The sequence below is a fragment of the Thalassovita mediterranea genome (assembly GCA_019448215.1).
Classification (GTDB): Bacteria; Pseudomonadota; Alphaproteobacteria; order Caulobacterales; family Hyphomonadaceae; genus Henriciella.
This window is the reverse complement of the sequence record CP080408.1, coordinates 544,479-565,365: the sequence shown is the minus strand read 5'-3', so window position 1 is coordinate 565,365 and position 20,887 is coordinate 544,479. Positions and strand designations below refer to the sequence as shown.

Annotated in this window: 24 protein-coding genes; 17 read left to right on the top strand and 7 right to left on the bottom strand. The window is 59.9% G+C overall.

The window, feature by feature from the left end; translation table 11 throughout:
* The first annotated feature begins 62 nt into the window (after positions 1 to 62).
* Positions 63 to 857 carry a thymidylate synthase gene (locus KUV46_02740; protein QYJ01321.1) on the top strand — a complete coding sequence of 265 codons (795 nt, stop codon included), beginning with the start codon at positions 63 to 65 and terminating at the stop codon, positions 855 to 857.
* 6 nt (positions 858 to 863) lie between these two features.
* Here KUV46_02740 and KUV46_02735 read toward each other — a convergent pair whose 3' ends face one another.
* From KUV46_02735 to KUV46_02725, 3 genes are all read right to left on the bottom strand, one after another.
* Positions 864 to 1,214: a carboxymuconolactone decarboxylase family protein gene (locus tag KUV46_02735; protein ID QYJ01320.1), complete on the bottom strand. Its 351-nt coding sequence runs from the start codon at positions 1,212 to 1,214 to the stop codon at positions 864 to 866.
* An 86-nt stretch (positions 1,215 to 1,300) separates the two neighbouring features.
* Positions 1,301 to 2,086 carry an SDR family oxidoreductase gene (locus tag KUV46_02730; protein QYJ01319.1) on the bottom strand — a complete coding sequence of 262 codons (786 nt, stop codon included), beginning with the start codon at positions 2,084 to 2,086 and terminating at the stop codon, positions 1,301 to 1,303.
* Positions 2,087 to 2,161: 75 nt separating this feature from the next.
* Positions 2,162 to 2,872 carry a VUT family protein gene (locus tag KUV46_02725; protein QYJ01318.1) on the bottom strand — a complete coding sequence of 237 codons (711 nt, stop codon included), beginning with the start codon at positions 2,870 to 2,872 and terminating at the stop codon, positions 2,162 to 2,164.
* A gap of 114 nt (positions 2,873 to 2,986) precedes the next feature.
* On the opposite strand from KUV46_02725, the gene KUV46_02720 reads away from it, so the two are divergent.
* Together KUV46_02720 and KUV46_02715 are read left to right on the top strand one after the other, a co-directional pair.
* Positions 2,987 to 3,538, top strand: a complete 552-nt coding sequence (locus KUV46_02720; GenBank protein QYJ01317.1) for a dihydrofolate reductase — start codon at positions 2,987 to 2,989, stop codon at positions 3,536 to 3,538.
* Positions 3,539 to 3,644: 106 nt separating this feature from the next.
* Positions 3,645 to 4,553, top strand: coding sequence for an SMP-30/gluconolactonase/LRE family protein (locus tag KUV46_02715; GenBank protein ID QYJ01316.1), 909 nt, complete (start codon positions 3,645 to 3,647; stop codon positions 4,551 to 4,553).
* Positions 4,554 to 4,575: 22 nt separating this feature from the next.
* On the opposite strand, the gene KUV46_02710 is transcribed toward KUV46_02715, so the two are convergent.
* Together KUV46_02710 and KUV46_02705 are read right to left on the bottom strand one after the other, a co-directional pair.
* A complete protein-coding gene (locus KUV46_02710; GenBank protein ID QYJ01315.1) occupies positions 4,576 to 5,031 on the bottom strand; it encodes a DUF3617 domain-containing protein in 456 nt (151 codons plus the stop codon).
* Between the two features lie 58 nt (positions 5,032 to 5,089).
* A complete protein-coding gene (locus tag KUV46_02705) occupies positions 5,090 to 6,292 on the bottom strand; it encodes an Mrp/NBP35 family ATP-binding protein (protein ID QYJ01314.1) in 1,203 nt (400 codons plus the stop codon).
* A 90-nt stretch (positions 6,293 to 6,382) separates the two neighbouring features.
* Here KUV46_02705 and hflK point away from each other — a divergent pair, with 90 nt between their 5' ends.
* The 6 genes from hflK to KUV46_02675 all read left to right on the top strand — a co-directional run bounded on the left by hflK (position 6,383) and on the right by KUV46_02675 (position 11,562).
* Positions 6,383 to 7,525: an FtsH protease activity modulator HflK gene (gene hflK, locus KUV46_02700; GenBank protein QYJ01313.1), complete on the top strand. Its 1,143-nt coding sequence runs from the start codon at positions 6,383 to 6,385 to the stop codon at positions 7,523 to 7,525.
* Positions 7,526 to 7,528: 3 nt separating this feature from the next.
* Complete coding sequence (locus KUV46_02695) at positions 7,529 to 8,425, top strand: protease modulator HflC (protein ID QYJ01312.1); 897 nt, start codon at positions 7,529 to 7,531, stop codon at positions 8,423 to 8,425.
* 39 nt (positions 8,426 to 8,464) lie between these two features.
* Positions 8,465 to 8,662 (top strand): DUF2065 domain-containing protein, encoded by a 198-nt coding sequence (locus tag KUV46_02690; protein ID QYJ01311.1) that lies wholly within the window; start codon positions 8,465 to 8,467, stop codon positions 8,660 to 8,662.
* A gap of 72 nt (positions 8,663 to 8,734) precedes the next feature.
* Positions 8,735 to 10,201 carry a Do family serine endopeptidase gene (locus KUV46_02685; GenBank protein ID QYJ01310.1) on the top strand — a complete coding sequence of 489 codons (1,467 nt, stop codon included), beginning with the start codon at positions 8,735 to 8,737 and terminating at the stop codon, positions 10,199 to 10,201.
* Positions 10,202 to 10,307: 106 nt separating this feature from the next.
* Positions 10,308 to 10,697, top strand: a complete 390-nt coding sequence (locus tag KUV46_02680; GenBank protein QYJ01309.1) for a MarR family transcriptional regulator — start codon at positions 10,308 to 10,310, stop codon at positions 10,695 to 10,697.
* A 70-nt stretch (positions 10,698 to 10,767) separates the two neighbouring features.
* Positions 10,768 to 11,562, top strand: a complete 795-nt coding sequence (locus KUV46_02675) for a C40 family peptidase (GenBank protein ID QYJ01308.1) — start codon at positions 10,768 to 10,770, stop codon at positions 11,560 to 11,562.
* A 13-nt stretch (positions 11,563 to 11,575) separates the two neighbouring features.
* On the opposite strand, the gene KUV46_02670 is transcribed toward KUV46_02675, so the two are convergent.
* Positions 11,576 to 12,403 carry a cytochrome c family protein gene (locus KUV46_02670; GenBank protein QYJ01307.1) on the bottom strand — a complete coding sequence of 276 codons (828 nt, stop codon included), beginning with the start codon at positions 12,401 to 12,403 and terminating at the stop codon, positions 11,576 to 11,578.
* A 238-nt stretch (positions 12,404 to 12,641) separates the two neighbouring features.
* Here KUV46_02670 and KUV46_02665 point away from each other — a divergent pair, with 238 nt between their 5' ends.
* Positions 12,642 to 13,493: a prephenate dehydratase gene (locus KUV46_02665; GenBank protein ID QYJ01306.1), complete on the top strand. Its 852-nt coding sequence runs from the start codon at positions 12,642 to 12,644 to the stop codon at positions 13,491 to 13,493.
* A 15-nt stretch (positions 13,494 to 13,508) separates the two neighbouring features.
* Here KUV46_02665 and serB read toward each other — a convergent pair whose 3' ends face one another.
* On the bottom strand, positions 13,509 to 14,438 hold the full coding sequence (gene serB, locus KUV46_02660) for a phosphoserine phosphatase SerB (GenBank protein QYJ01305.1): 930 nt from the start codon (positions 14,436 to 14,438) through the stop codon (positions 13,509 to 13,511).
* A gap of 66 nt (positions 14,439 to 14,504) precedes the next feature.
* Here serB and miaA point away from each other — a divergent pair, with 66 nt between their 5' ends.
* From miaA to KUV46_02625, 7 genes are all read left to right on the top strand, one after another.
* Positions 14,505 to 15,419, top strand: coding sequence for a tRNA (adenosine(37)-N6)-dimethylallyltransferase MiaA (gene miaA, locus KUV46_02655; protein QYJ01304.1), 915 nt, complete (start codon positions 14,505 to 14,507; stop codon positions 15,417 to 15,419).
* A 213-nt stretch (positions 15,420 to 15,632) separates the two neighbouring features.
* On the top strand, positions 15,633 to 17,420 hold the full coding sequence (locus KUV46_02650) for an acetolactate synthase 3 large subunit (GenBank protein ID QYJ01303.1): 1,788 nt from the start codon (positions 15,633 to 15,635) through the stop codon (positions 17,418 to 17,420).
* 103 nt (positions 17,421 to 17,523) lie between these two features.
* Positions 17,524 to 18,075 (top strand): acetolactate synthase small subunit, encoded by a 552-nt coding sequence (ilvN, locus tag KUV46_02645; protein ID QYJ01302.1) that lies wholly within the window; start codon positions 17,524 to 17,526, stop codon positions 18,073 to 18,075.
* Entirely contained in the window at positions 18,072 to 18,890 is an 819-nt protein-coding gene (locus KUV46_02640; protein QYJ01301.1) for a hypothetical protein, read from the top strand. Before ilvN ends, KUV46_02640 begins: the two co-directional genes overlap by 4 nt.
* Positions 18,891 to 18,896: 6 nt before the next feature.
* Entirely contained in the window at positions 18,897 to 19,589 is a 693-nt protein-coding gene (locus tag KUV46_02635; protein QYJ01300.1) for a hypothetical protein, read from the top strand.
* A 6-nt stretch (positions 19,590 to 19,595) separates the two neighbouring features.
* The gene (ilvC, locus tag KUV46_02630; GenBank protein ID QYJ01299.1) at positions 19,596 to 20,615 is read left to right on the top strand and encodes a ketol-acid reductoisomerase; all 1,020 of its coding nucleotides are present in this window, start codon (positions 19,596 to 19,598) and stop codon (positions 20,613 to 20,615) included.
* Positions 20,616 to 20,617: 2 nt separating this feature from the next.
* The gene (locus tag KUV46_02625; protein QYJ01298.1) at positions 20,618 to 20,887 is read left to right on the top strand and encodes a hypothetical protein; all 270 of its coding nucleotides are present in this window, start codon (positions 20,618 to 20,620) and stop codon (positions 20,885 to 20,887) included.

Here is a 20,887-nt window from a genome sequence, read left to right as displayed (position 1 = left end):
TTTTTGCGAACAAGTGCCGGGCCCCTCTGGACTCACGCCGACGAGTCGTCATTGCTACGCTCATGCGCCAGTATCATGACCTGCTTACCGACGTTCTGGAGAACGGTGTCGCGCGCGGTGACCGCACCGGCACAGGGACTCTCGGCGTATTCGGACGCCAGCTCCGCTTCGACCTCGAGAACAGCTTTCCGCTGCTGACGACGAAAAAGCTGCATTTGCGCTCCATCATCATCGAGCTGCTCTGGTTTCTGAAGGGCGATACAAATATCAGGTATCTCAAGGATAATGGCGTCTCGATCTGGGATGAATGGGCCGACGAGAATGGCGATCTCGGCCCCGTCTATGGCAAGCAATGGCGCTCATGGGCCGCGCCTGATGGCCGGACCATTGACCAGATCGAATGGGTGCTGAACGAGATCAAGACCAATCCGAACTCTCGCCGGCTTGTTGTGTCTGCCTGGAACCCGGCAGACGTGAACGAGATGGCGCTGCCGCCATGTCACTGCCTGTTCCAGTTCAACGTCATGGACGGCAAGCTGAACTGCCAGCTCTATCAGCGTTCGGCCGACATCTTCCTTGGCGTGCCGTTCAACATCGCGTCCTATGCGCTGTTGACCATGATGATGGCGCGCGCGACCGGCCTCAAAGCCGGTGAGTTTGTCCACACGCTCGGCGATGCGCATCTCTATTCAAACCATATCGAGCAGGCCAAGCTTCAGCTGACGCGTGAGCCTTATGCGCCGCCGAAGATGGTTCTCAACCCCGACAAGGCTGACCTCTTCGGCTGGGAGTATGAGGATTTCGAGCTGGTGGGCTATCAGGCGCACAAGCATATCAAGGCGCCTGTAGCCGTTTGATTGAATCTAATCTGCGGTCTGCTGCCAGGCCGTCCATGTGTCGGCGGCATACATCAGGGATGGCCCGCCGCCCATATAGACGCTGACCCCGAGCATTTCGGAAACTTCCTCGTCAGTCGCGCCAAGCTTGCGAAGCGCCTGCGTGTGAAAGCCGATGCAGGCATCGCACTGTTTTGCTACACCGATGGCGAGCGCGATCAGTTCTTTTGTCTTCTTGTCGAGGGCGCCGTCCGTCATGGCGGCTTTCGATAGACCGCCAAAAGCCTTCAGCACCTCGCCGCCATGCTCGCGCAGGCCGCCGATCCCGTCATTCACCGATGAAGTGATCGCTCTGTAGTCCTTGGGTCCGCCTGCCATGTCTTGCTCCTTCTAGCTGGATTTCCAGCTTACATCGGATCGGACATGGCAGGCAGCGATAAGGAAGAATACTAGGGGCCCGGCCCCTAGCGAGGCGCCATGCGGATTGCGCCGTCGAGACGGAAATTATGGCCGTTGAGATAGGTGTTGCGAGCGATCTCAACCGCAAGAGAGCCGAACTCGTCCGGATTGCCGAGGCGTTTCGGGAAGGGCACGGAGGCGGCAAGGCTGTTGAGAACCTTGTCCGGCGCGCCCAGCATGAGCGGCGTTGCGAAGATGCCCGGCATGATGGAGTTCACGCGCACGCCCGCATCCATCATGTCGCGTGCCATTGGCAGGACGAGCCCGTTCACGCCAGCTTTGCACGAGCCATAGATGACCTGGCCGATCTGGGCGTCCTGGGCGGCGACCGACGCCGTCAGGGTGATGGAGCCGCGCTCGCCATCTTCATTTAGCGGCTCGGCATTGGCCATGCCTTCAGCGGACATGGACGCGATGCGATAGGACGAGACGAGAATACCTTGCGCGCCGCGGTCATACTGGTCCGTCGGCGTGCGCTTGTACTTCATCGTCTCCTTGTCGAAGGCCAGCGTCTTGCCGCGGCCAGACGTCATGGCGCAGTGGACGGTGATGCGTTCCTGGCCGTGTGCCTCGCGCGCCTTTGCGAAACCGGCCTCGCAGGAGGCTTCGTCAAGGATGTTCACATTGCAGAAAATGCCGCCAATGGCTTTGGCGACTTCCTCGCCTTTCTCTTCCTGAATGTCGAAGATGGCGACTTTGACGCCTTGCGCTGCGAGCGCCTCTGCGGTTGCGCGCCCGAGGCCGGATGCGCCGCCGGTCACCACGGCGGGTGTGTTGCTGCCTAGTTTCATGAGGACCTCCCTTTGGTCTGACTGTTCTGGTGCGACCATAGCGAAGCAGGAGGCGGTGAAAACAGTGTCGTGAGGTCAGGCCCCGGCAGGCTTGCTCTCCGGTGTGAAGCCGTCATCGTCATAAGGGTCGATCAGGCCCTGCTTTTCTCGCTGGCGGATATAGTAGGAGATAACCGCCGCGCCGGTCATCTTGCCAATGATGAAGACAATCCAGTTGGCGAGATGGAGCATGTTGCCGGGCTCATCTCCGAGCTGCATCTGGCGGGCGAGGTCTGCGCCATAAAGGAAGATGGTCGTATCGACTGGGGCGGCCACGGCGCTGGAGAGAAGAATGCGCGTCGACAACCGATACTTTGTGAAGGTGAAGATGAGCCAGTCGGTCAGCTCGGAAACCGCAAAGGCAATGCCTGAGGCGAGCGCAATCACTGGCCAGGCGTAGAAGAAGGACCAAGCGATGGCGAGGGCCATCACGATAAGGACCTTGTGGCCCATGCGGCGCTGCACGAAGTCACGGAAAACGAAGACGAGCCCGGTCACCACGGTGAGGGGGTGAAGCTCAATGCCGCGTGAGAAGGTTGCGCCCGGAGCTGCGATCTCAATGCTGTCGACCACGCCGAACGACCAGTTCAGGAAGGGAATCGTTGCGAAATATACGAACGCCCAGAACCGGCCATTTGCGAACCAGATAATTGCAGATGTCAGAACGAGGCCGACAAAAACCGGAAATAGTAATGACGGTTGCGAATTGGTCAGCGCCGCAACCAAGCCGTCCCAAAAAGTCGTCATGAAAAGAGCAGCTCCTTTGGCAGACCCGGCATTGAAGGTTTACGCGGTCGGCGTAAAGACGGCTCGCTGGTGCGAAGGAAGTCGCAAAGAAACGCCAGCTGCAAGAGATATTTTATGCCCATCTCACAGAATGTGAAGCTTGCCCTTATCGTTGCGCGCGACCGCAATGGCGCCATTGGAAAGAATGGGACGCTTCCGTGGTCGCTGCCCGACGACCTGCAACTGTTCAAGAAGATCACTCTGGACAAGCCTATCATCATGGGTCGCAAGACATGGGAAAGCCTGCCACGCAAGCCGCTGCCCGGACGCCAGAATGTCGTTCTGACACGCCACTGGAATTACGCCGCGCCGGGCGCGAGGGTTTATTCCAATATGAATGCAGCGCTCGCGGCTGCGCGCGCCATGGCTGAAAAAGCGGGTGTCGACGAAATCTTCGTGATCGGCGGCGAGAGCCTGTTTGAGAAGGCAATGCCGCTGGCAGACCGGCTCTACATCACAGACGTCGACGCCGACGTCGATGGCGATGTCTTCTTCTCCATCGATGAGCTGGATAAGTTTAGCCAGACGCACGAAGAGCATTTTTCCGCAGACGATCGCAATCAGTATGCCTTTACGCACCGCGTCTATGAGCGCGAAGCCGAAGAGGCCGTTCGCCCGGGCGAGTAGCCTCGCAACAGCCGCCTAAATTCCAAGCTTCCGCGACGGTCCGTCTTGATGCGTCCCGCGCCCCGCGACACTGTCTGCTACACAGATAGAATGCGGGAGAAGCGCCATGGATTATGAAGTGATTGCAGAGGGCCTCCGTTTTCCGGAAGGCCCGGTCGTGATGTCCGACGGCTCGGTCATCGTCGTCGAGATTGAGAGCAAGAAGATCACGCGCTGCTGGCCAGACGGCAAGCGCGAGACGGTGGCAGAGCCGGGCGGTGGACCGAATGGTCTCGCTATCGGCCCTGATGGCAAGCTCTGGTGCACCAATAATGGTGGCTTCATCTATCATGAGCGCGACGGGCTGCTGATCCCGGGCCATTGCCCGCCAGACTATTCAGGTGGCCGGATCGAGCGCATCGATCTTGAGACCGGCAAGGTAGAGGTCGTCGCAACCGAATGCGAAGGCCGCCCGCTCAAGGGGCCGAATGACCTCGTCTTCGACAAGGCGGGCAATCTCTATTTCACCGACCTTGGCAAGTCCTATCCGACACACCGCGACACGGGCGGGCTGTATTATCTGGCCGCGGGGTCCGACAAGGTGCAGGAACTCGATTACAACCACATCTCGCCCAATGGCATTGGTCTCTCACCTGATGAGAAGACGGTCTACTTTGCAGATACGATGTCGGCGCGCGTCTGGGCCTATGACCTTGAGAGCCCCGGTGTGGCAAAGCAGGCCTCACCTTTCTCAAAGGGGCGGGTCGTCGCTGGCATGCCGGACCTTCGCTACTTCGACAGCCTTGCTATCTCGGCGGCTGGTAATGTCTGCGTCGCGACCATCCTGCAGGGCGGCATCACGACGGTGAAGCCGGACGGCAACCACTCCCACATTGCTTTCCCGGACCCATTCGTGACGAACATCGCCTTTGGCGGCGACGATATGAAAGACGCCTACATCACGCTTTCGGGAACAGGCCAGCTGATCAAGTGCCGCTGGCCAGAGGCGGGGCTGAAGCTGAACTTCAACGCCTGAGTTCAGGTGCTACGGCAGGCGACTATTCGTCTGCCGTGCAGTCACCGATGCGGCGTCCATATAGGTAGAACGTCGTCATCGCTTCGATGCCGTCATAGTCTTCGACGCGTGTAGAAAGTGTCGCGCGGGCACCGAAGGCGTCGCCGTCATTGAAGATCCGAGTGTCTATGTGGCCGTCGAGCGGTGTGCCGTCGGCATAGCAGGTCATCATGGCCGAGGCGCCTGTTTCATCCGCGAGGACGCCTTGTATTGTGCATTGGCCGGGCGCCAGCTCCTGAATGAAGAAGCTCGCCTCTTCTTCCGTGTCGATGCAATCTTGCGTCGTGTCTTCGATATTGAGGTCGTAGCCTTCACCCGACAGCGTGATGAGTGTGGTCTCAATCTCCCAGAGGCCAAGATTATGTGTGATCGCGGTTTGCGCGTGCATGGCAGGGGCCGACAGGCCAGCAATCATCAGCATTGAGAAAAGACGGGACATCGCACCCTCCAGGTTTCGTTTCATCGAATCCTAGCCGGCGCGCCAGAGCTTTGTAAGCCTAGTCCTCAAAGATGATTTTCGGTGGGGCCTTGGTCTGCAGACTATCGAGGTTAAGCGCGACGGATCTGGACAACTCGTGGAAGAGTGTCGCCGAGGTCCCGTCGCCAGTTGCGGCGGGTTTGCCCGTATCGCCGCCTTCGCGGATCTCGTTGAGGATGGGCAGCTGAGCGAGAAGCGGCAGGCCAAGCGCATCGGCGATCGCCTTGCCGCCGCCTTCGCCCATGAGGTGGTGACGATTGCCGGCAGGGTCTTCGAACCAGCTCATCGTCTCAACGATGCCAAGAACGGGGACCGCCGTCTTGGCGAACATGGCCGCGCCCCGGCGAACATCGGCGAGGGCGACTTCCTGCGGTGTAGTGACGAGAACTGCGGCGGTGACCGGAACTTTCTGGGCGATGGCAAGCTGCGCGTCGCCGGTGCCGGGTGGGGTGTCGATGATGAGGAGATCGAGCGGATCCTCAGGAGTGCCCCATGCTGCGTCATTCAGCATTTGCGTGATGGCCGACATCACGATCGGGCCACGCCAGATCATTGGTGCATCGGGGTCTGACAGATAGCCTATGGAGAGCGAATGGATGCCATGCGCCTCAACCGGGATGAGCTTGCCTGCTGCGTCCGTCTCAGGCGAAGCCTCGCCCGTGCCGAGCATGGTCGGCGCGCTCGGCCCGTAAATGTCGGCATCGAGCAGGCCGGTCTTGAGGCCGAGTTTTGCGAAGGCGGCGGCAAGGTTCACCGCCACTGTGGACTTGCCTACGCCGCCCTTGGCGCTGGCTACGACGAGGATGCGCGATATGCCTGGGATGCGGTCCGTCGTCGGCTGGCCAGGCTGTCCCTGAGTGATGGCTTCGTCGGATAGCCGTGCACCTTTCGACACCCGGCGCTGACCGGGCTTTGGTGCGTTTGGCGTAGGAGAGGAGTGAGCATGTGCGGCCGGGGCAGCAGCCTGCGGTGCGCTTCCGGCCGGGCGTTCCGCCGTCAGCATGGCGCGAACCTCTGTGACATCGGCGACATTCATGGCGCGGGCCTCTGCCTCGATACGGCGGGCTTCGGAGCCTTCAAGGTCGCCGGGGTCGCCTTCGAGGATCAAGGTTACGCGCCCACCATCCTGTACTCGGACGCCCTGAAGCCAGTCCGGTGCGCCAAGCGCGGCGCGGACTCGCTCTTCGAGACTGCCAGATTGTCGCTGTTTACGCCGAAACATGCGGGCTACTCCTTGATGCACGCGATCTGGGGTGCACATATTCTCTCAGTGCCTATATGGCCATAGACGGACAGTCGTGAAGGAGGGGCGATGCCCTGGAATGATAATAAGGACGGAGAGGGTTCGTCCAAAGGCAGCAGCCCGTGGGGTTCCCAGGGCAAGAAGTCTGATTCGCCCTGGTCCCGCCCTGGCGGTTCTGGCGGTGGCAATGGGTCTGGAGGCGGCGGCGGAAACAATCGCCCCGATCTGGAAGAACAGATGCGCCGCATGCAGGAACGCTTTCGCCGCGGACGCGGCGGCAATGGCGGCGGTGGACGCCGCGGCGGGGGCCAGAGTTTCGGCCCGTTCGGCTTTCTCGTCCTTGGTTTTGTCGCGCTATTGGCCTGGCTTTTCTCCGGCGTTGTTGTCGTAGACGAAGGTGAGACGGCTGCGGTCTTTCGTTTTGGCCAGTGGCAAAAGAATTTCGGGCCAGGTCTTCACGTTCACCTGCCAACGCCGATTGAGACGCATGAAATCATGCCGTCGCAGCAACAGCAGGTCACGCAGATTGGTGCCAGCGATGAAGAACGCCTGATGCTGACCGGCGACGAGAACATCGTCGACGTCCAGTACCGCGTCTTCTGGTACTATGATCAGGAAGACCCGGAAAACTTCATCCTCAACGTCGAGGATGGCGAGGACCTCGTGAAAGCGGCTGCTGAAAGTGTCATGCGTGAAGTCGTCGGCAAGTCGAACCTCGATGATGTCATCACGACAGGCCGTAACGAACTGCAGACGCAGGTGCGCGAACAGCTTCAGGCGCTGCTGCAGGACTATCGCGCCGGTGCGCAGATCCTGAACGTCGAGATCCAGGAAGCCCAAGCGCCAGCTGAAGTGCGTGCTGCTTTCATTGACGTGGTCAATGCTGGTCAGGACGCAGAGCGTGCAGTGCAGGTCGCTAACCGCTATGCGAATGACATTATCCCGCGTGCCCGTGGTGAAGCCCAGCAGATCCTGCAGGATGCCGAAGCCTATCGCGATCAGGTGATTGCGGATGCGACCGGTCAGGCCAACCGCTTCACGCAAATCCTGACCGAGTATCAGCAGGCGCCGCAGGTGACCCGCGAACGCATGTACCTTGAAACGATGGAGCGCGTCCTCAACCGCAGTGACAAGCTCATCCTCGATAATGACGCCGGTGCAGTGCCTTACCTGCCGCTCGACAGCGTCAATCGCAGAAATTCGGAGAACTAGGCCATGAAATCGATCGGTATTCTCGGGATCGTAGCGGCCGTCCTGGCAGCGATTGTCCTGTTCAATTCCTTCTTCATCGTCGACCAGCGCAAGCAGGCGCTTCTCCTGCAGGTTGGCCGCGCTGTTGAAGCGTATAACGAGCCTGGCTCTGATGAGGCTGGTCTCAAGCTGAAAATCCCGCTGCTTCAGAACGTCGTCATGTATGACCGCCGCAACCTTGGGCTCAACGTGCCGGGTATCGAGGCTTATGCGTCGAACCAGGAGCAGCTCATCGTAGACGCGTTCGTGCGCTGGCAGATCTCTGATCCGCTGGCCTTCTATCAGCGCCTCAACAATGAGCGTGATGCGCGCAGTCAGCTTCGCAACTTTACCGATGCGGCAATCCGTAACGCGCTGGCCTCGCGCCTTCCGGAGGAGATCATCTCCGGTCAGCGTTCCGAGCTGATGGATGAGATCCGCACAAACCTCGCAGGCAACATTGCAGGCCGCGGCATCGAGATCATCGATGTGCGTATCCGCCGCGCTGACCTGCCTGATGACGTGTCCGAGCGCGTCTTCCAGCGCATGGAAGCCACGCGTGAACAGGAAGCCGAGGAAATCCGCGCTGAAGGCGACGAACGGGCACAACTTGTTCGCGCAACGGCCGAGCGTGAGCGTACGGTTATCCTGGCCGAAGCGCGCCAGCAGGCTGAAGAGATCCGCGGTGAGGGCGATGCCCGCCGGAATGAAATCTACGCCAACGCTTATGAGCGTGATGCAGAATTCTTCCGCTTCTACCGCTCTCTGATCGCGTGTGAGGAAGCCTTCACCGAGGGCACCCGGATTGTCGTCGGACCAAACCAGCTTGGACTTTGCAATGACTTCATCGACCAGGCCCGCCAGAGCGGTTCACGCCGCTAGCGCGTTCGCCTGCACACCAGCACATAAACGGGACCTGTTATGAGCTGGCAGGTCCTTGTTGCTGCGGTGGGGTTATGGTTCGCGCTGGAAGGCATTCTCTATGCTGCAGCGCCAGAGACGATGCGCCGGATGGCAGCCTGGCTGTCGGCCCTGCCGCTGGACGCGGTCCGCAGCGGCGGCATCTGGTCTGCGATACTGGGCCTGATCCTGTTCTATTGCGCGGTGCGGTTTGGATGACGCGTTGCGTTCTGCCTGCGAACGGCCATAGTTCTGAAGTAACAAGAATGCGTGTGTGATGGAGTACAGAGTATGAGACGTTTTGCGATGTCGGCCCTGGCCGGGCTTGCTGGCGCTGCCTTGCTGGCGGGTCCAGCAGGTGCGCAGCGATCGCAAGGCGGGGATCGTGGCTCTCTCTCCGACACTGTCAGCGTTATCGACCAGCAGCGCGCGCCGGACTCCTTCTCGGCTCTCGCACGCCGCCTGATGCCATCGGTCGTCAATATAACGACCAGCCAGACTGTTGCGCCAAATGGGATGCCGGAATTCCCGGACGGATCTCCGCTCGAGCGGTTTAATGAGTTCTTTGGCCGCGATCCTGAGGGCTTTCGGCGCGAAGGCTCGCTTGGGTCCGGTTTCGTCGTATCGGCTGATGGTGTCATCATCACCAACAATCACGTCATCGAGAATGCCGACGAGATCAATGTCATCTTCGCCTCTGGCCGCACGCTGCAGGCCGAACTGATCGGTACCGATGTCGAGACGGATATCGCCGTGCTGAAAGTCGAGAGCGAGACGCCGCTGCCTTTCGTCGAGTTTGCCGATAGCGACGCAGCAGAAGTCGGCGACTGGGTCATGGCCATCGGTAACCCGTTCGGCTTTGGCGGCTCGGTGTCGGCAGGCATCATCTCTGCACGCAACCGCGATATCCAGTCAGGTCGCTATGACGATTTCATCCAGACCGATGCGGCCATTAACCGGGGCAATTCGGGCGGTCCGCTCTTCAATCTGAACGGCGAAGTCGTGGGCGTGAACACGGCCATCATCTCGCCAACGGGCGGGTCGGTCGGTCTTGGTTTCTCCATCCCGGCCAATCTGGTCGAGCAGGTTTCTGCGCAGATCATTGAGTATGGCAAACCGCGCCGCGGCTGGTTTGGCGTCAATGTGCAGGGCATCGATGAAGGTCTCGCCGACGCCTATGGCCTCGACAGTGCCGATGGTGTGATCATCACGAATATCGAGGATGAAGGACCAGCTGCGACCGCTGATTTCGAAGTCGGCGACCTGCTTCTTACCTTTGATGGCAAGATGATCGAGAACGTCCGCGGCCTCACCCGCATCGTGGCTGAAACAGAAATCGGCAAGCGCGTGCGTGTGGATCTCATCCGTGACCGCAAACGCCGTACGGTCACCTTCGAAGTGGGTGAGCTTGCCTCCAATAATGAGTCCGAGACGCGTGAGCCGCTGCCGGAGAATGCGCTGGCGCAGAACCCGATTGGCGCCGAGCTGAAGACCATCGATGACGATGCCCGGCGCCGCTATGGCATAGCGCGCGGTGTTGACGGGGTTCTTGTGAACTCGGTGGCCGCCAATGGGCCGAGCTTCGGCAAGCTGCGCAAGGGCGACGTGATCACAGAGATGGGCTTCAAGCGTGTCGCCAATCTCGAAGACGCCTATGACGCGCTATCGCCGACGAACGCACCACCGGGCGCGCCGCTTCTGCTGCGTGTGAATCGTTCCGGCCAGAACATGTTCTTTACCATCGATACTGAGCGCTAAGACCTGTCTGAATTGATCGCCCAGTGCTTGCTTTACGCCGCCCGCAAATCACACTCCTATGTCGATGGAGGGGGCATGGCGGTCAGTCGATCAGGAGCGTGAATGCATGGCGATGAGCGAAAGAGAAGCCCTCAATCTGTGGCGCCGTGCGCTGTCGTCCTATGTGCGCACGTCTGACGGTGACCTGACCGCACGCCAGCAGGCGATCCTCATGACAGTTGCCCTGTCGGCTGGCCCGCATACGGTCCGCGGCCTTGCGACAGACCTCGAACTGGCAAAGCCCGCCGTTACGCGCGCCGTGGATGCGCTTGAAAAGCTCGGCTTCGTACGCCGCCGCCGTGATGAGCATGACCTTCGCAGCGTCATAATCGAACGCACCGTCGAGGGCATGACCTGGCTGCGTGAATTTGCAGAACTGGTCATTGCTGCAGAGGCAGGCGAGGAGCGCAAATCGCCGGCGGGCTCTAAACCACTGGACAAGAATGTCGCGGCCTGATTGAGGTGGCGCTGTGCCGTATTTTTCTGATCCTAGACTGACGCCGCCCAGACGCGGCCGTGGCCTGCGTATGCAGGTATCGGCAGGTGTTGCCGCGCTTCGTGATGCCCCGCGCCCCGACGCAGAGATGGTGACGCAGGCACTTCATGGAGAGACGCTCACCCTGTTCGGCGAAGAGGGCGAGTTTGGCTTCGTGCAGATGGAGCGCGACCGCTATGTCGGCTGGACACTTATGGATGCGCTCTCGGCACCCGTATCAGAGCCAACCCATCGGGTCAGCGCCTTGCGGACCTATGCCTACTCACAGCCACACCTGAAGTCGGCGCCCTTCGGACTGATCTCCATGGGGAGCGCGGTTACGGTGACGGGCGAAGAGAATGGCTTCTTCAAGACGACGCGGGGCGGCTGGCTGACGAAAGGGCATGTGCAGCCAATCGACAGCTTTGTGAGCGACCCTGCCGACGTGGCGCTCCGCTTCCTTCATTCGCCCTACCTATGGGGGGGTTGCGAGAGCCTGGGTCTCGATTGTACGGGGCTGACGCGGGCGGCATTTCTTGCCTGCGGGATCACCTTGCCGCGCGACAGCGATATGCAGTTTGCCTGGTGCGGAGAGGCTGTTGCTGACTGGAATGCGCCGGGCGCGCTGAAGCGCAACGACCTGGTGTTCTGGAAGGGACATGTCGGCATCATGCTGGACGACAAGATGTTGCTTCACGCCAATGGCTATCACATGGCCGTGGCGACCGAGCCGCTTCTCATGGCAGTTCCGCGGATCGCAAAAGAATACGGCGAGCCCAAAGGGGCTCGCCGCATTGATATCTCAAAGGAACGGGGCGAGGTGCCAGACTGGCTGGCTACTAACTAGCCCCGAAGAAAGCCTACTCTTCGGTTTCGCTTTCCGCTTCAGCGTCTTCGGCTTCTGGTGCCAGTTCGACTTCGCTGACATTGCCCTCAGCGACAGAGTCCTGATCGTCAACAACGTCCTGGGTTTCGATCTCGCCGGTGGCTTGCGTTGGTGCGTCTTCGACGGCCTCTGCGTCCAGCGTTGCGTCGACAGCATCGCCCTCAGTTGCTTCGCCCTCTGCAGGTGCTTCGCCTTCAGCACCTTCTTCCTCTTCAGGAAGTGGCTCCGGGAATGCCGGGGCACCTGGCGTGTTCTGAGCAAGGTAGGCAATTACGTCAGCGCGTTCATCATCACGGCGAAGACCTGCGAAGGCCATAGAGGTGCCGCGGATGTAGGACGACGGGTTCTCGAGCCAGGCGTCAATGTTCTCATAATTCCAGACTTCGCCAGAGGTTGCTTCCATGGCTGAAGAATAACCGAAGCCGGCGGCGTGGGCGTGGCTCGCGCCGATGATGGCGTACAGGTTCGGACCGGTGCCGTTGCTGCCGCCTTGGTCGATCGTGTGGCAGGTGGAGCATTTTGCCTTGAAAGAGCGCTCGCCCGAAGTCGGGTCTGCTGCTGCGAGAAGCGCGCCGAGGTCATAAACCTCTTCCTCAACTTCGCCGCCGCCGCCTGTCTCGGCAATTTCGGTGTAATAGGCAAAACGGCTTTGCGCCCATTCATTCAGGCTGTGGGCTTCCTCACCGTGATGGCCGCCTTCGCCGGAGGAGAAGACCATGCCTGACAGCGTCTGCAGGCCCATCACCACGAGCACAACAGCCAGTAGTGCACCAAATACCTTGTTCCAGAAGAGATCGCCCATCGGGATCATCCTTGTATCTTTGCCAGTCTTTGCGCGCCTTCTGGCACGCTATCGAGTCGCTGGCAATATAACCGGATGTGTTGCGGAATGCGTAGGCAAATACAGCGGCGAATAGGCGCAGGGTGCCGCTTGAGCCGCCACGCCTGTTGAAGGTGTGGGGCTTGCAAATTGCTTGCACCTCCCGCATGGCAGGCCGCTCTTTCCGACAAGAGTTGGAAAACTGGACGAGGAACAGGCAATGGACACGCGGCAAGGGCGAATAGCCTATCAGGGCGAACCGGGCGCAAACTCCCATATCGCTTGCAACGAAACCTATCCCGGCATGGAGCCGGTGGCCTGCAAGACGTTCGAGGACGTGCTGTCTCTGGTTGAGCGCGGTGACGCCGACCTCGCCATGATCCCTGTCGAGAACACGATTGCCGGGCGCGTCGGTGACATTCACCACCTGCTGCCGGGTACGACGCTCCATATTGTCGCCGAGCATTTCATGCCGATCCGATTCCAGCTGATGGCGCTGCCAGGTGTGGAGCTGTCAGAGGTGAAGCAGGCGCATTCCCATATCATGGCGCTGGGCCAGTGCCGCGCTTTCATGCGCGCACACGGGATCGAACCCATTGTCGCCGCAGACACGGCGGGTGCGGCGCGGATCGTGAAGGAGCTGGGTGAGCGGACGACGGCGGCGATCGCGCCGGAGCTTGCGGCAGACGTCTATGGCCTCAACATTCTCGCCCGCGACATCGAAGATGCCGAGCACAACACGACCCGCTTCGTGATCATGGCGCCAGAGCCGCTCGAGCATGACGATGTCGGTGAGGATGCGGTGACGTCTTTCCTCTTCCAGGTGCGCAACATTCCGGCTGCGCTCTACAAGGCGATGGGCGGATTCGCGACCAATGGCGTGAACATGACCAAGCTTGAGAGCTACCAGATCGACGGCTCATTCACGGCAACGCAGTTCTATGCCGAGATTGAAGGCCACCCCGATGAGCGCCGCGTACAGCTCGCCCTCGAAGAGCTCGGCTTCTTCTCCACCTCGCTGAAGATCATGGGCGTGTTTCCGGCCAGCGCTGCGCGTTACGCAAATCGCTAGGGCCGGCGCCTCGCCCTAGTGCTTCCAGACGATTTCGCTGTCGGTGTAGCCCTGAAAATAGAGGGCAGCGGTCAGATCCGTGACGGCAATGCTGCAATCTGAGGCGGCAGCGACCACCGGCTTTGCGCGATAGGCTATGCCGAGGCCTGCGGCTTCAATCATGGCGAGGTCATTCGCGCCGTCGCCCATGGCAAGCGTTTCTGATGCTGAAATGCCAAGCGCGGCGGCCTGCTCATTCAGCGTGGCGAGCTTTGCCTCACGCCCGAGGATCGGCTCGGCCACCTTGCCTGTTAGCGCATTGCCATCATCGAGCAGCGTATTGCCGCGATGGGTGTCGAAGCCTGCCGCCTCGCCGATGCGCGAGGTGAAGTAGGTGAACCCACCAGAGACGAGCATGGCATGCGCGCCCTTAGCCTTCATGGTCGCGACCAGCGTCTTCGCGCCCGGCATCAGCGTGATACGCTCACGGTAGCATTGGTCCAGCTTTGACAGGTCGAGCCCGGCCAGTTTGCCGACGCGCTCACGCAGTGCGCCTTCAAACTCAAGCTCGCCGCGCATCGCCCGCTCGGTGATCGCTGAGATCTCTGCCTTCAGGCCCGCAAAGTCAGCCAGCTCGTCGAGGCACTCCTGCTGGATGATGGTCGAGTCCATATCGCAGATAAGCAGCTTCTTGCGCCGGTCTTTTGTACTGGTCACACAGATATCGGCGTCGTCTTTGAAGGCTGCTTCGAGCGCCTCGCGCACCTTCCGGGCATCTGCAAAATTTCCCGCCTGTTCGACCGCCGTAAACTCACGCTCGCCGCTCAGCATGCGGACGGGTGCCTTTTCGCCCTGATCGGCCGCTGCCAACGCCTTTTCCAGCCTGTCGCCAATCTGCTGCAAGCTCTTGTCGGCGCGGGCGACAACAACCGCGACATGACTAAAATCCGTGGTTTTTCTGTCCATAGGCGCGGTCCTTACTTAACGTTCACGTCCAAAGTCCTTACGTCTAAACGCATGAAACCCGCTATCTTGATCCATGGACCGACTGCAAGTGGAAAAACGGCGCTCTCCATCGCCGTTGCTCGCAAGTATGATGGTGAGATCGTCAATGCCGATTCAATGCAGGTTTATGATCGTCTGAATGTGATTTCGGCGCGTCCGACAGAAGAAGAAATGGAAGGTGTTCCCCACCATCTGTTCGGGCATGTGCCGGTGGCAACCCGTTATTCCACCGGGGAGTGGCTGGAACAGGCACGCAAGGTCATCGAGGACATACAGAAGCGCGGCAAGACGGCTGTCGTGGTTGGCGGGACGGGGCTGTACCTTCTTTCGCTGATTGAAGGGCTGTCGGACATTCCGCCCGTTCCCGAAGATGTCCGCCACGAAGTGCTGGAGATTGCAAAGGCAGATGGGCTGCGCGGCCTCAAGATCCGCCTTCAGGTCGTCGATCCGGATGCGGCCAACCGCATCGACGACAATGACCGCCAGCGCCTGACCCGCGCGTATGAGGTGTGGCTCGCGACGGGCCGTTCGCTCACCAGCTTCCAGAACAACAAGACCAATGCCGTCCTCAACCCGGATGAGTGGCTGGGCGTAGCCCTGACGCCGCCGCGCGCAAAGCTCTATGCGCGGATCGACCGCAGGTTCGAAGGCATGCTTATGGAAGGCGCCATGGAAGAGGCACGAGAGCTGGACCGTCTTGGCCTCAACCCGGAGCTGCCTGCCATGAAGGCGCATGGCATGCCCTGGCTGACGGCCTTCATTCGCGGCGAAATCGATTCTGCGACAGCGGCTGAAAATGCAAAGCGCGATACGCGCCGTTATGCCAAGCGCCAGTTCACCTGGATCGGCCGACAGTTCCCATTCTGGCCGCGTATTCCCTCTACGGAAATCGCGACGCGCATTAGGGTGATTTCTGCCCTCTATAGAGAGGTTGACCGCTAGGCTGAGGCACGTTATTGCGGCATTACCAATTTAAGGAAACAGTTTTGCGCAATCAGGACGTCGTCGTACTTATCAGCCCGTGACCGGCATCATCAGATGTCGGCGCGGGTGCGCATGGAAGGGTCTCCAAGGAGGCCCTTTTCTTTTGCGCCCCGGGCAGAGCAGGTAGGATCGACCAAAGAGAACGCAGGACAGGCAGACAGGAACAGGTAAATGGACACGCACACACTCAGCGACCAGACCCAGTCTTCCCTTGATGGGGCGCGCATGACCGGCGCCGAAATGGTGATCACCGCGCTCCGGGAGCAGGGCGTCGACACCATGTTCGGATATCCGGGCGGCGCCGTTCTGCCGATCTATGACGCGCTCTATTCCGAGCCGTCCATCCAGCACATCCTTGTGCGTCATGAACAGGGCGCGGGTCATGCCGCCGAAGGCTATGCCCGCTCGACTGGCAAGTGCGGTGTTGCGCTAGCAACGTCCGGTCCGGGCGCCACGAACATGGTCACGCCGATCACGGACGCGATGATGGACTCCATCCCGATGGTCGTCATCACAGGCCAGGTGCCGACCCACCTCATCGGCACGGATGCGTTCCAGGAATGCGATACGGTTGGCATCACGCGCTGCTGCGCCAAGCACAATTATCTCGTCACGGATGTGGATGATCTTGCCCGCACGCTGCATGAGGCTTTCCTTATCGCCACATCCGGCCGTCCCGGCCCTGTCGTGATCGACATTCCGAAGGATGTGCAGTTTGCGACCGGCACTTATGTCGGCAAGGCGGGCGTCTATAAGCCAACCTACCAGCCAAAAACCGAACCGTCCGAACACGCCATTCGCGACGCGCTCGACATGATGGCGACCGCGCGGCGGCCTGTCTTCTATACCGGCGGCGGTGTCATCAATTCCGGCACCGAAGCGTCAAAGCTTCTGCGAGAGCTTCAGGCCGCAACCGGCTTTCCGGTTACCTCCACGCTGATGGGCCTTGGCGCTTTTCCGGCCAGCCATGAGGATTGGCTGGGCATGGTCGGCATGCACGGCGCCTATGAGGCCAACAATGCCATGCACGACTGCGATCTGATGATCTGCGTCGGTGCGCGTTTTGATGACCGGGTGACCGGCAAGATCTCGGCCTTCTCGCCGGGCTCAAGAAAGATCCACATCGATATCGACCCGTCCTCGATCAACAAGATCATCCGCGTGGATGTGCCGATCATTGCAGACAGCAAGGCGGCGCTGAAGGCGCTGCTCGAGGGGTGGAAGGCTCGCCGCCTGCCAAAGCCTGACCTCTCCGACTGGAAAGAGCAGATCGAAAAATGGCGTGCAGTGGACTGTTTTGCCTATCCGGAAAATGATGGCGCGATCCGCCCGCAATATGCGGTTGAGCGGCTCTATGAACTCACCAAGGACCGCGACACCTATATCTCGACCGAGGTCGGCCAGCACCAGATGTGGGCCGCCCAGCACTATCATTTCGAAGAGCCGAACCGCTGGATGACGAGCGGTGGCCTCGGCACGATGGGCTATGGCCTGCCAGCGGCCGTCGGCATTCAGGCGGCGCACCGCGATAGCCTCGTCATCGACATTGCGGGCGAAGCCTCGGTCCAGATGGTGATGCAGGAAGTCTCGACTGCTGTTCAGCATAAGCTGCCGATCAAGGTCTTCATTCTCAATAATGAGTGGATGGGCATGGTGCGCCAGTGGCAGGAGCTGCTGCATGGAGAGCGCTATTCGCACTCATACTCTGAAAGCCTGCCGGACTTTGTGAAGCTGGCCGAAGCCTACGGCGCGCACGGCATCCGCTGTGATGACCCGGCAGAGCTCGACGCAAAAATCATGGAAATGATCGACCATGACGGGCCGGTGATCTTTGACTGCATGGTAGAGAAGGCGGAAAACTGCCTGCCGATGATCCCGTCGGGCGCGCCGCACAATGAAATGATCCTAGGCAAGATCTCCGGCGATGAGATCGACGAAGCCGGCCGGAAAATGGTGTGACGGTGATGGAGTTTCGTTTCCCGCCACTCTCAGCTAAACGCGACCTCATCCTGAGCCTGTCGAAGGATGAAGCCGCGCAGAACGACACCGCAGGAGCCCGCGCATGAGCAAGGAACCGATCCCCGCCAGCGCCTATGACATGGACCACGCCGAAGAGGTCGAAGAGCGCCGCACGCTCGCCGTCCTCGTCGACAACGAGCCGGGCGTGCTTGGCCGCGTTGTCGGGTTGTTCTCTGCGCGCGGCTATAACATCGAAAGCCTGACCGTCGCCGAAGTGGACCGCGGCAAGCACCGCTCCCGCATCACCATCGTGACGACCGGCACGGCGCACATGCTCGAACAGATCGAGGCGCAGCTCCTGCGGCTCGTGCCCGTGGCGGCGGTGATCGACATCACCAAATCCAAACGCGGCATCGAGCGTGAGCTTGCGCTCGTGAAAGTGGCAGGGCAGGGCGATCCCCGCGTCGAGGCGCTGCGCATCGCTGAAATCTTCCGCGCGCGCGTCATCGATACGACGAATGAGAGCTTCATCTTCGAGATCACCGGCGCATCGGAAAAGATCGACCAGTTCTGCGAATTGATGGAGCCACTCGGCCTCGTCGAAGTGAGCCGCACAGGCGTCCTATCCATCCGCCGCGGCAAGGATGCGGGATGATGGCGGTGGCGGCGTATTCGTTTTTGGCGCTCACATGCGCGCCGCTGGCGCTAATGGCGGCTGGTCAATCGAATGCGGCACCGACCGTCTATGAGAAATCGGCTCTTATTCAGAGGGAGCTCGACGCTCTAAGCGCTGATCGCACTGTTCAATACCTGCTGCCAGAAAGCGGTGACGCTGACGTGTCGTTAGAGCTCGTCTTCGACCGGCATGAGCATTGGGATACGAGGACGCCGGCGACCGTTTTCAGATTCGCGCGAGACTATACAGGCTTGTGGAAGGGGCGGCGTGTCGATGGACAAATTCCTATCGGCAATAAAGGCTACTGGGCAATTGATACGCTGTCGGATGATAGGCCGGGATTTGTCTGCATCGATGACGCGTTCACGGTTTCCAGTGACGCTGCCCTGGCGCTGAATGCGCTGGTCGAACTCGATTGGGAAGCTGTTCCTCAATTTTTTGAACGCGACAGCAGCCACCCAACTATCACCGGTGTTCGCTTACATGACGACGAGCGGTTTGAGGCTAGATATCTGGAATATTTTATCTCGCTCGCTGACGTGCGTTCATCGAAGGCATCTCCCGAAATGATCGCCGATTTCGAGGCGCAATATGATGTTTTCGAGCGCCATATTGTTGCTTTAACGACCGAGCTTTTTTCCAGTCGCATCGACTGCGACCGGTCCACCAGCGTCCGCGAAGTTCCCCCCGAGCCGACGCTCGATGCGAAACATGCCGAGCAATTCGAGGATATCAGGGCGCGATTGGTCAGCGTTTCTGAAGAGATCACTAGTTTAAGAAATTCAAAGGAGTAGCAAGAATTGAAAGCTCTCATGCTCTCATTGGCGTTCTCTGCCATCATCGCTCCGGCGGCTTACTCTGATGTTCAGTTTGATGAGTATCTCGAGACTCGCATCAGCTTGGCGCAAGATATTCAACAACACTTCTGGCCGCAGCTGAACCAACAGCTCGGACCCGATGGCTTCTCGATCGTCCACGAATTCTACGGTGCCCATAGCGCGTGGGGGAGTTCCCTTTGGAAATTTACGCGCGAGGGCGACGCTTGGAGTGCCGCCTATCGGATCTTGGAACTTCCAACCAGCTCGGCGGAGGCTCTGCGCGAGAACAGTATTTGTAGCGTGGGCGAGACAGCGCTTACAGACCAAGAGTCGGGTTTGGCGGTATCGTTGTCTCAGCTCGACATGAGTGATCAAAAGCTCCCGCAGGAAGAATATGTGCTCGATGATAAAGGGGCACTGTTCACGAAGAGTGAGGACGGCGCCGCCCTTTCGACCTTCTTTCCGGATACGAGTTGGGTGATCTTTGATGATAGGCACCCGGCGGACTTCGGAATGACTTCTGCCTTCTCTTACGACCTTCAGAAATTGCTGGCCTCAATTTCGCAGCGCATCAGCGCGGACGAATTTAGCTGCGCCAATGCGCGCCCTTACCCACCCATGGCCGCAATCAGAAAATACTTCCGATTGCGGACGAATTCAAACAGTCAGGAGTAACACGCTGTGAAAGTCTATTACGAGCAGGACGCCGATCTCGGCCTCATCACCAAGAAGAAAGTTGCCGTCATTGGGTATGGCAGCCAGGGCCATGCGCATGCGCTCAACGCCCGTGACAGCGGCGTCGCTGACATCGTCGTCGGTCTTCAGGAAGGCTCCGCCAGCCGCAAGAAGGCCGAGGCTGAAGGCCTGAGAGTGATGACCCCGGCAGAGGCGACCAAGTGGGCCGATGTCGTGATGATCCTCATCCCGGACGAGAAGCAGGCTGTCCTCTGGGCAAACGAGATCGAGCCGCATGTCCGCGACGGCCAGCACATCATGTTCGGCCACGGCTTCAACATTCACTACAATCTCATCCGCCCATCCGCGAATGTCGATATTTCGCTGTCGGCGCCAAAGGGCCCTGGCCACACGCTGCGTGACCAGTATCAGCGCGGCTTCGGCCTGCCGGGCCTGATCGCGATCCATCAGGACGCGACCGGCACCGCAAAAGACGTGGCGCTCTCATACTCCAAAGCCATCGGCAATACCCGCGCGGGCGTCATCGAGACCAGCTTCCGCGAAGAGACCGAGACGGACCTCTTCGGTGAGCAGGCCGTGCTCTGCGGCGGTATCGTCGAGCTGATCAAGGCAGGCTTCGAAACGCTGGTCGAGGCAGGCTATGCGCCGGAAATGGCCTATTTTGAATGCCTCCACGAGACGAAGCTGATCGTCGACCTCATCTATGAGGGCGGCATCGCCAACATGAACTACTCGATCTCCAATACGGCCGAATTCGGTGAGTATGTCTCCGGCCCGCGCGTCATCACGTCCAAGACCAAGGCCGAGATGAAGAAGATCCTGACCGACATCCAGGACGGCACGTTCGCGCGCAACTGGGTGCTGGAAAACCAGGCTGGTGCACCGGGCTTCCACGCCAAACGCGCCCGCATGAACGATCACCTCATCGAGGAAGTCGGCGAGAAGCTGCGCGGCATGATGCAGTGGGCGCAGAATGACCGCCTTGTCGACAAGTCGCGTAACTAGGCTTGGATGAGCAATTCCTGATTGCCCTCGCAAAGCTGCCCACTGGCTATAGCCGTGGCAGCTATTGCGGGGGCAGTTGGGGTGTCACGGTCGAGCGGTCTGCGGACGGCAGGCGTGTGAAACTCTACGGCGAAGCGCTTGGCGGCGATGACCACGTCAGCTTCAACCTATACCGCGTGGCAGGTGAGCCCCGGCTGAAGCCGTGTGAGATGCCCGCTGCGAAAGTCATCGACTTTGTTCTGCGGTTTGAGCCAGCCCTGAATGATGGCTGA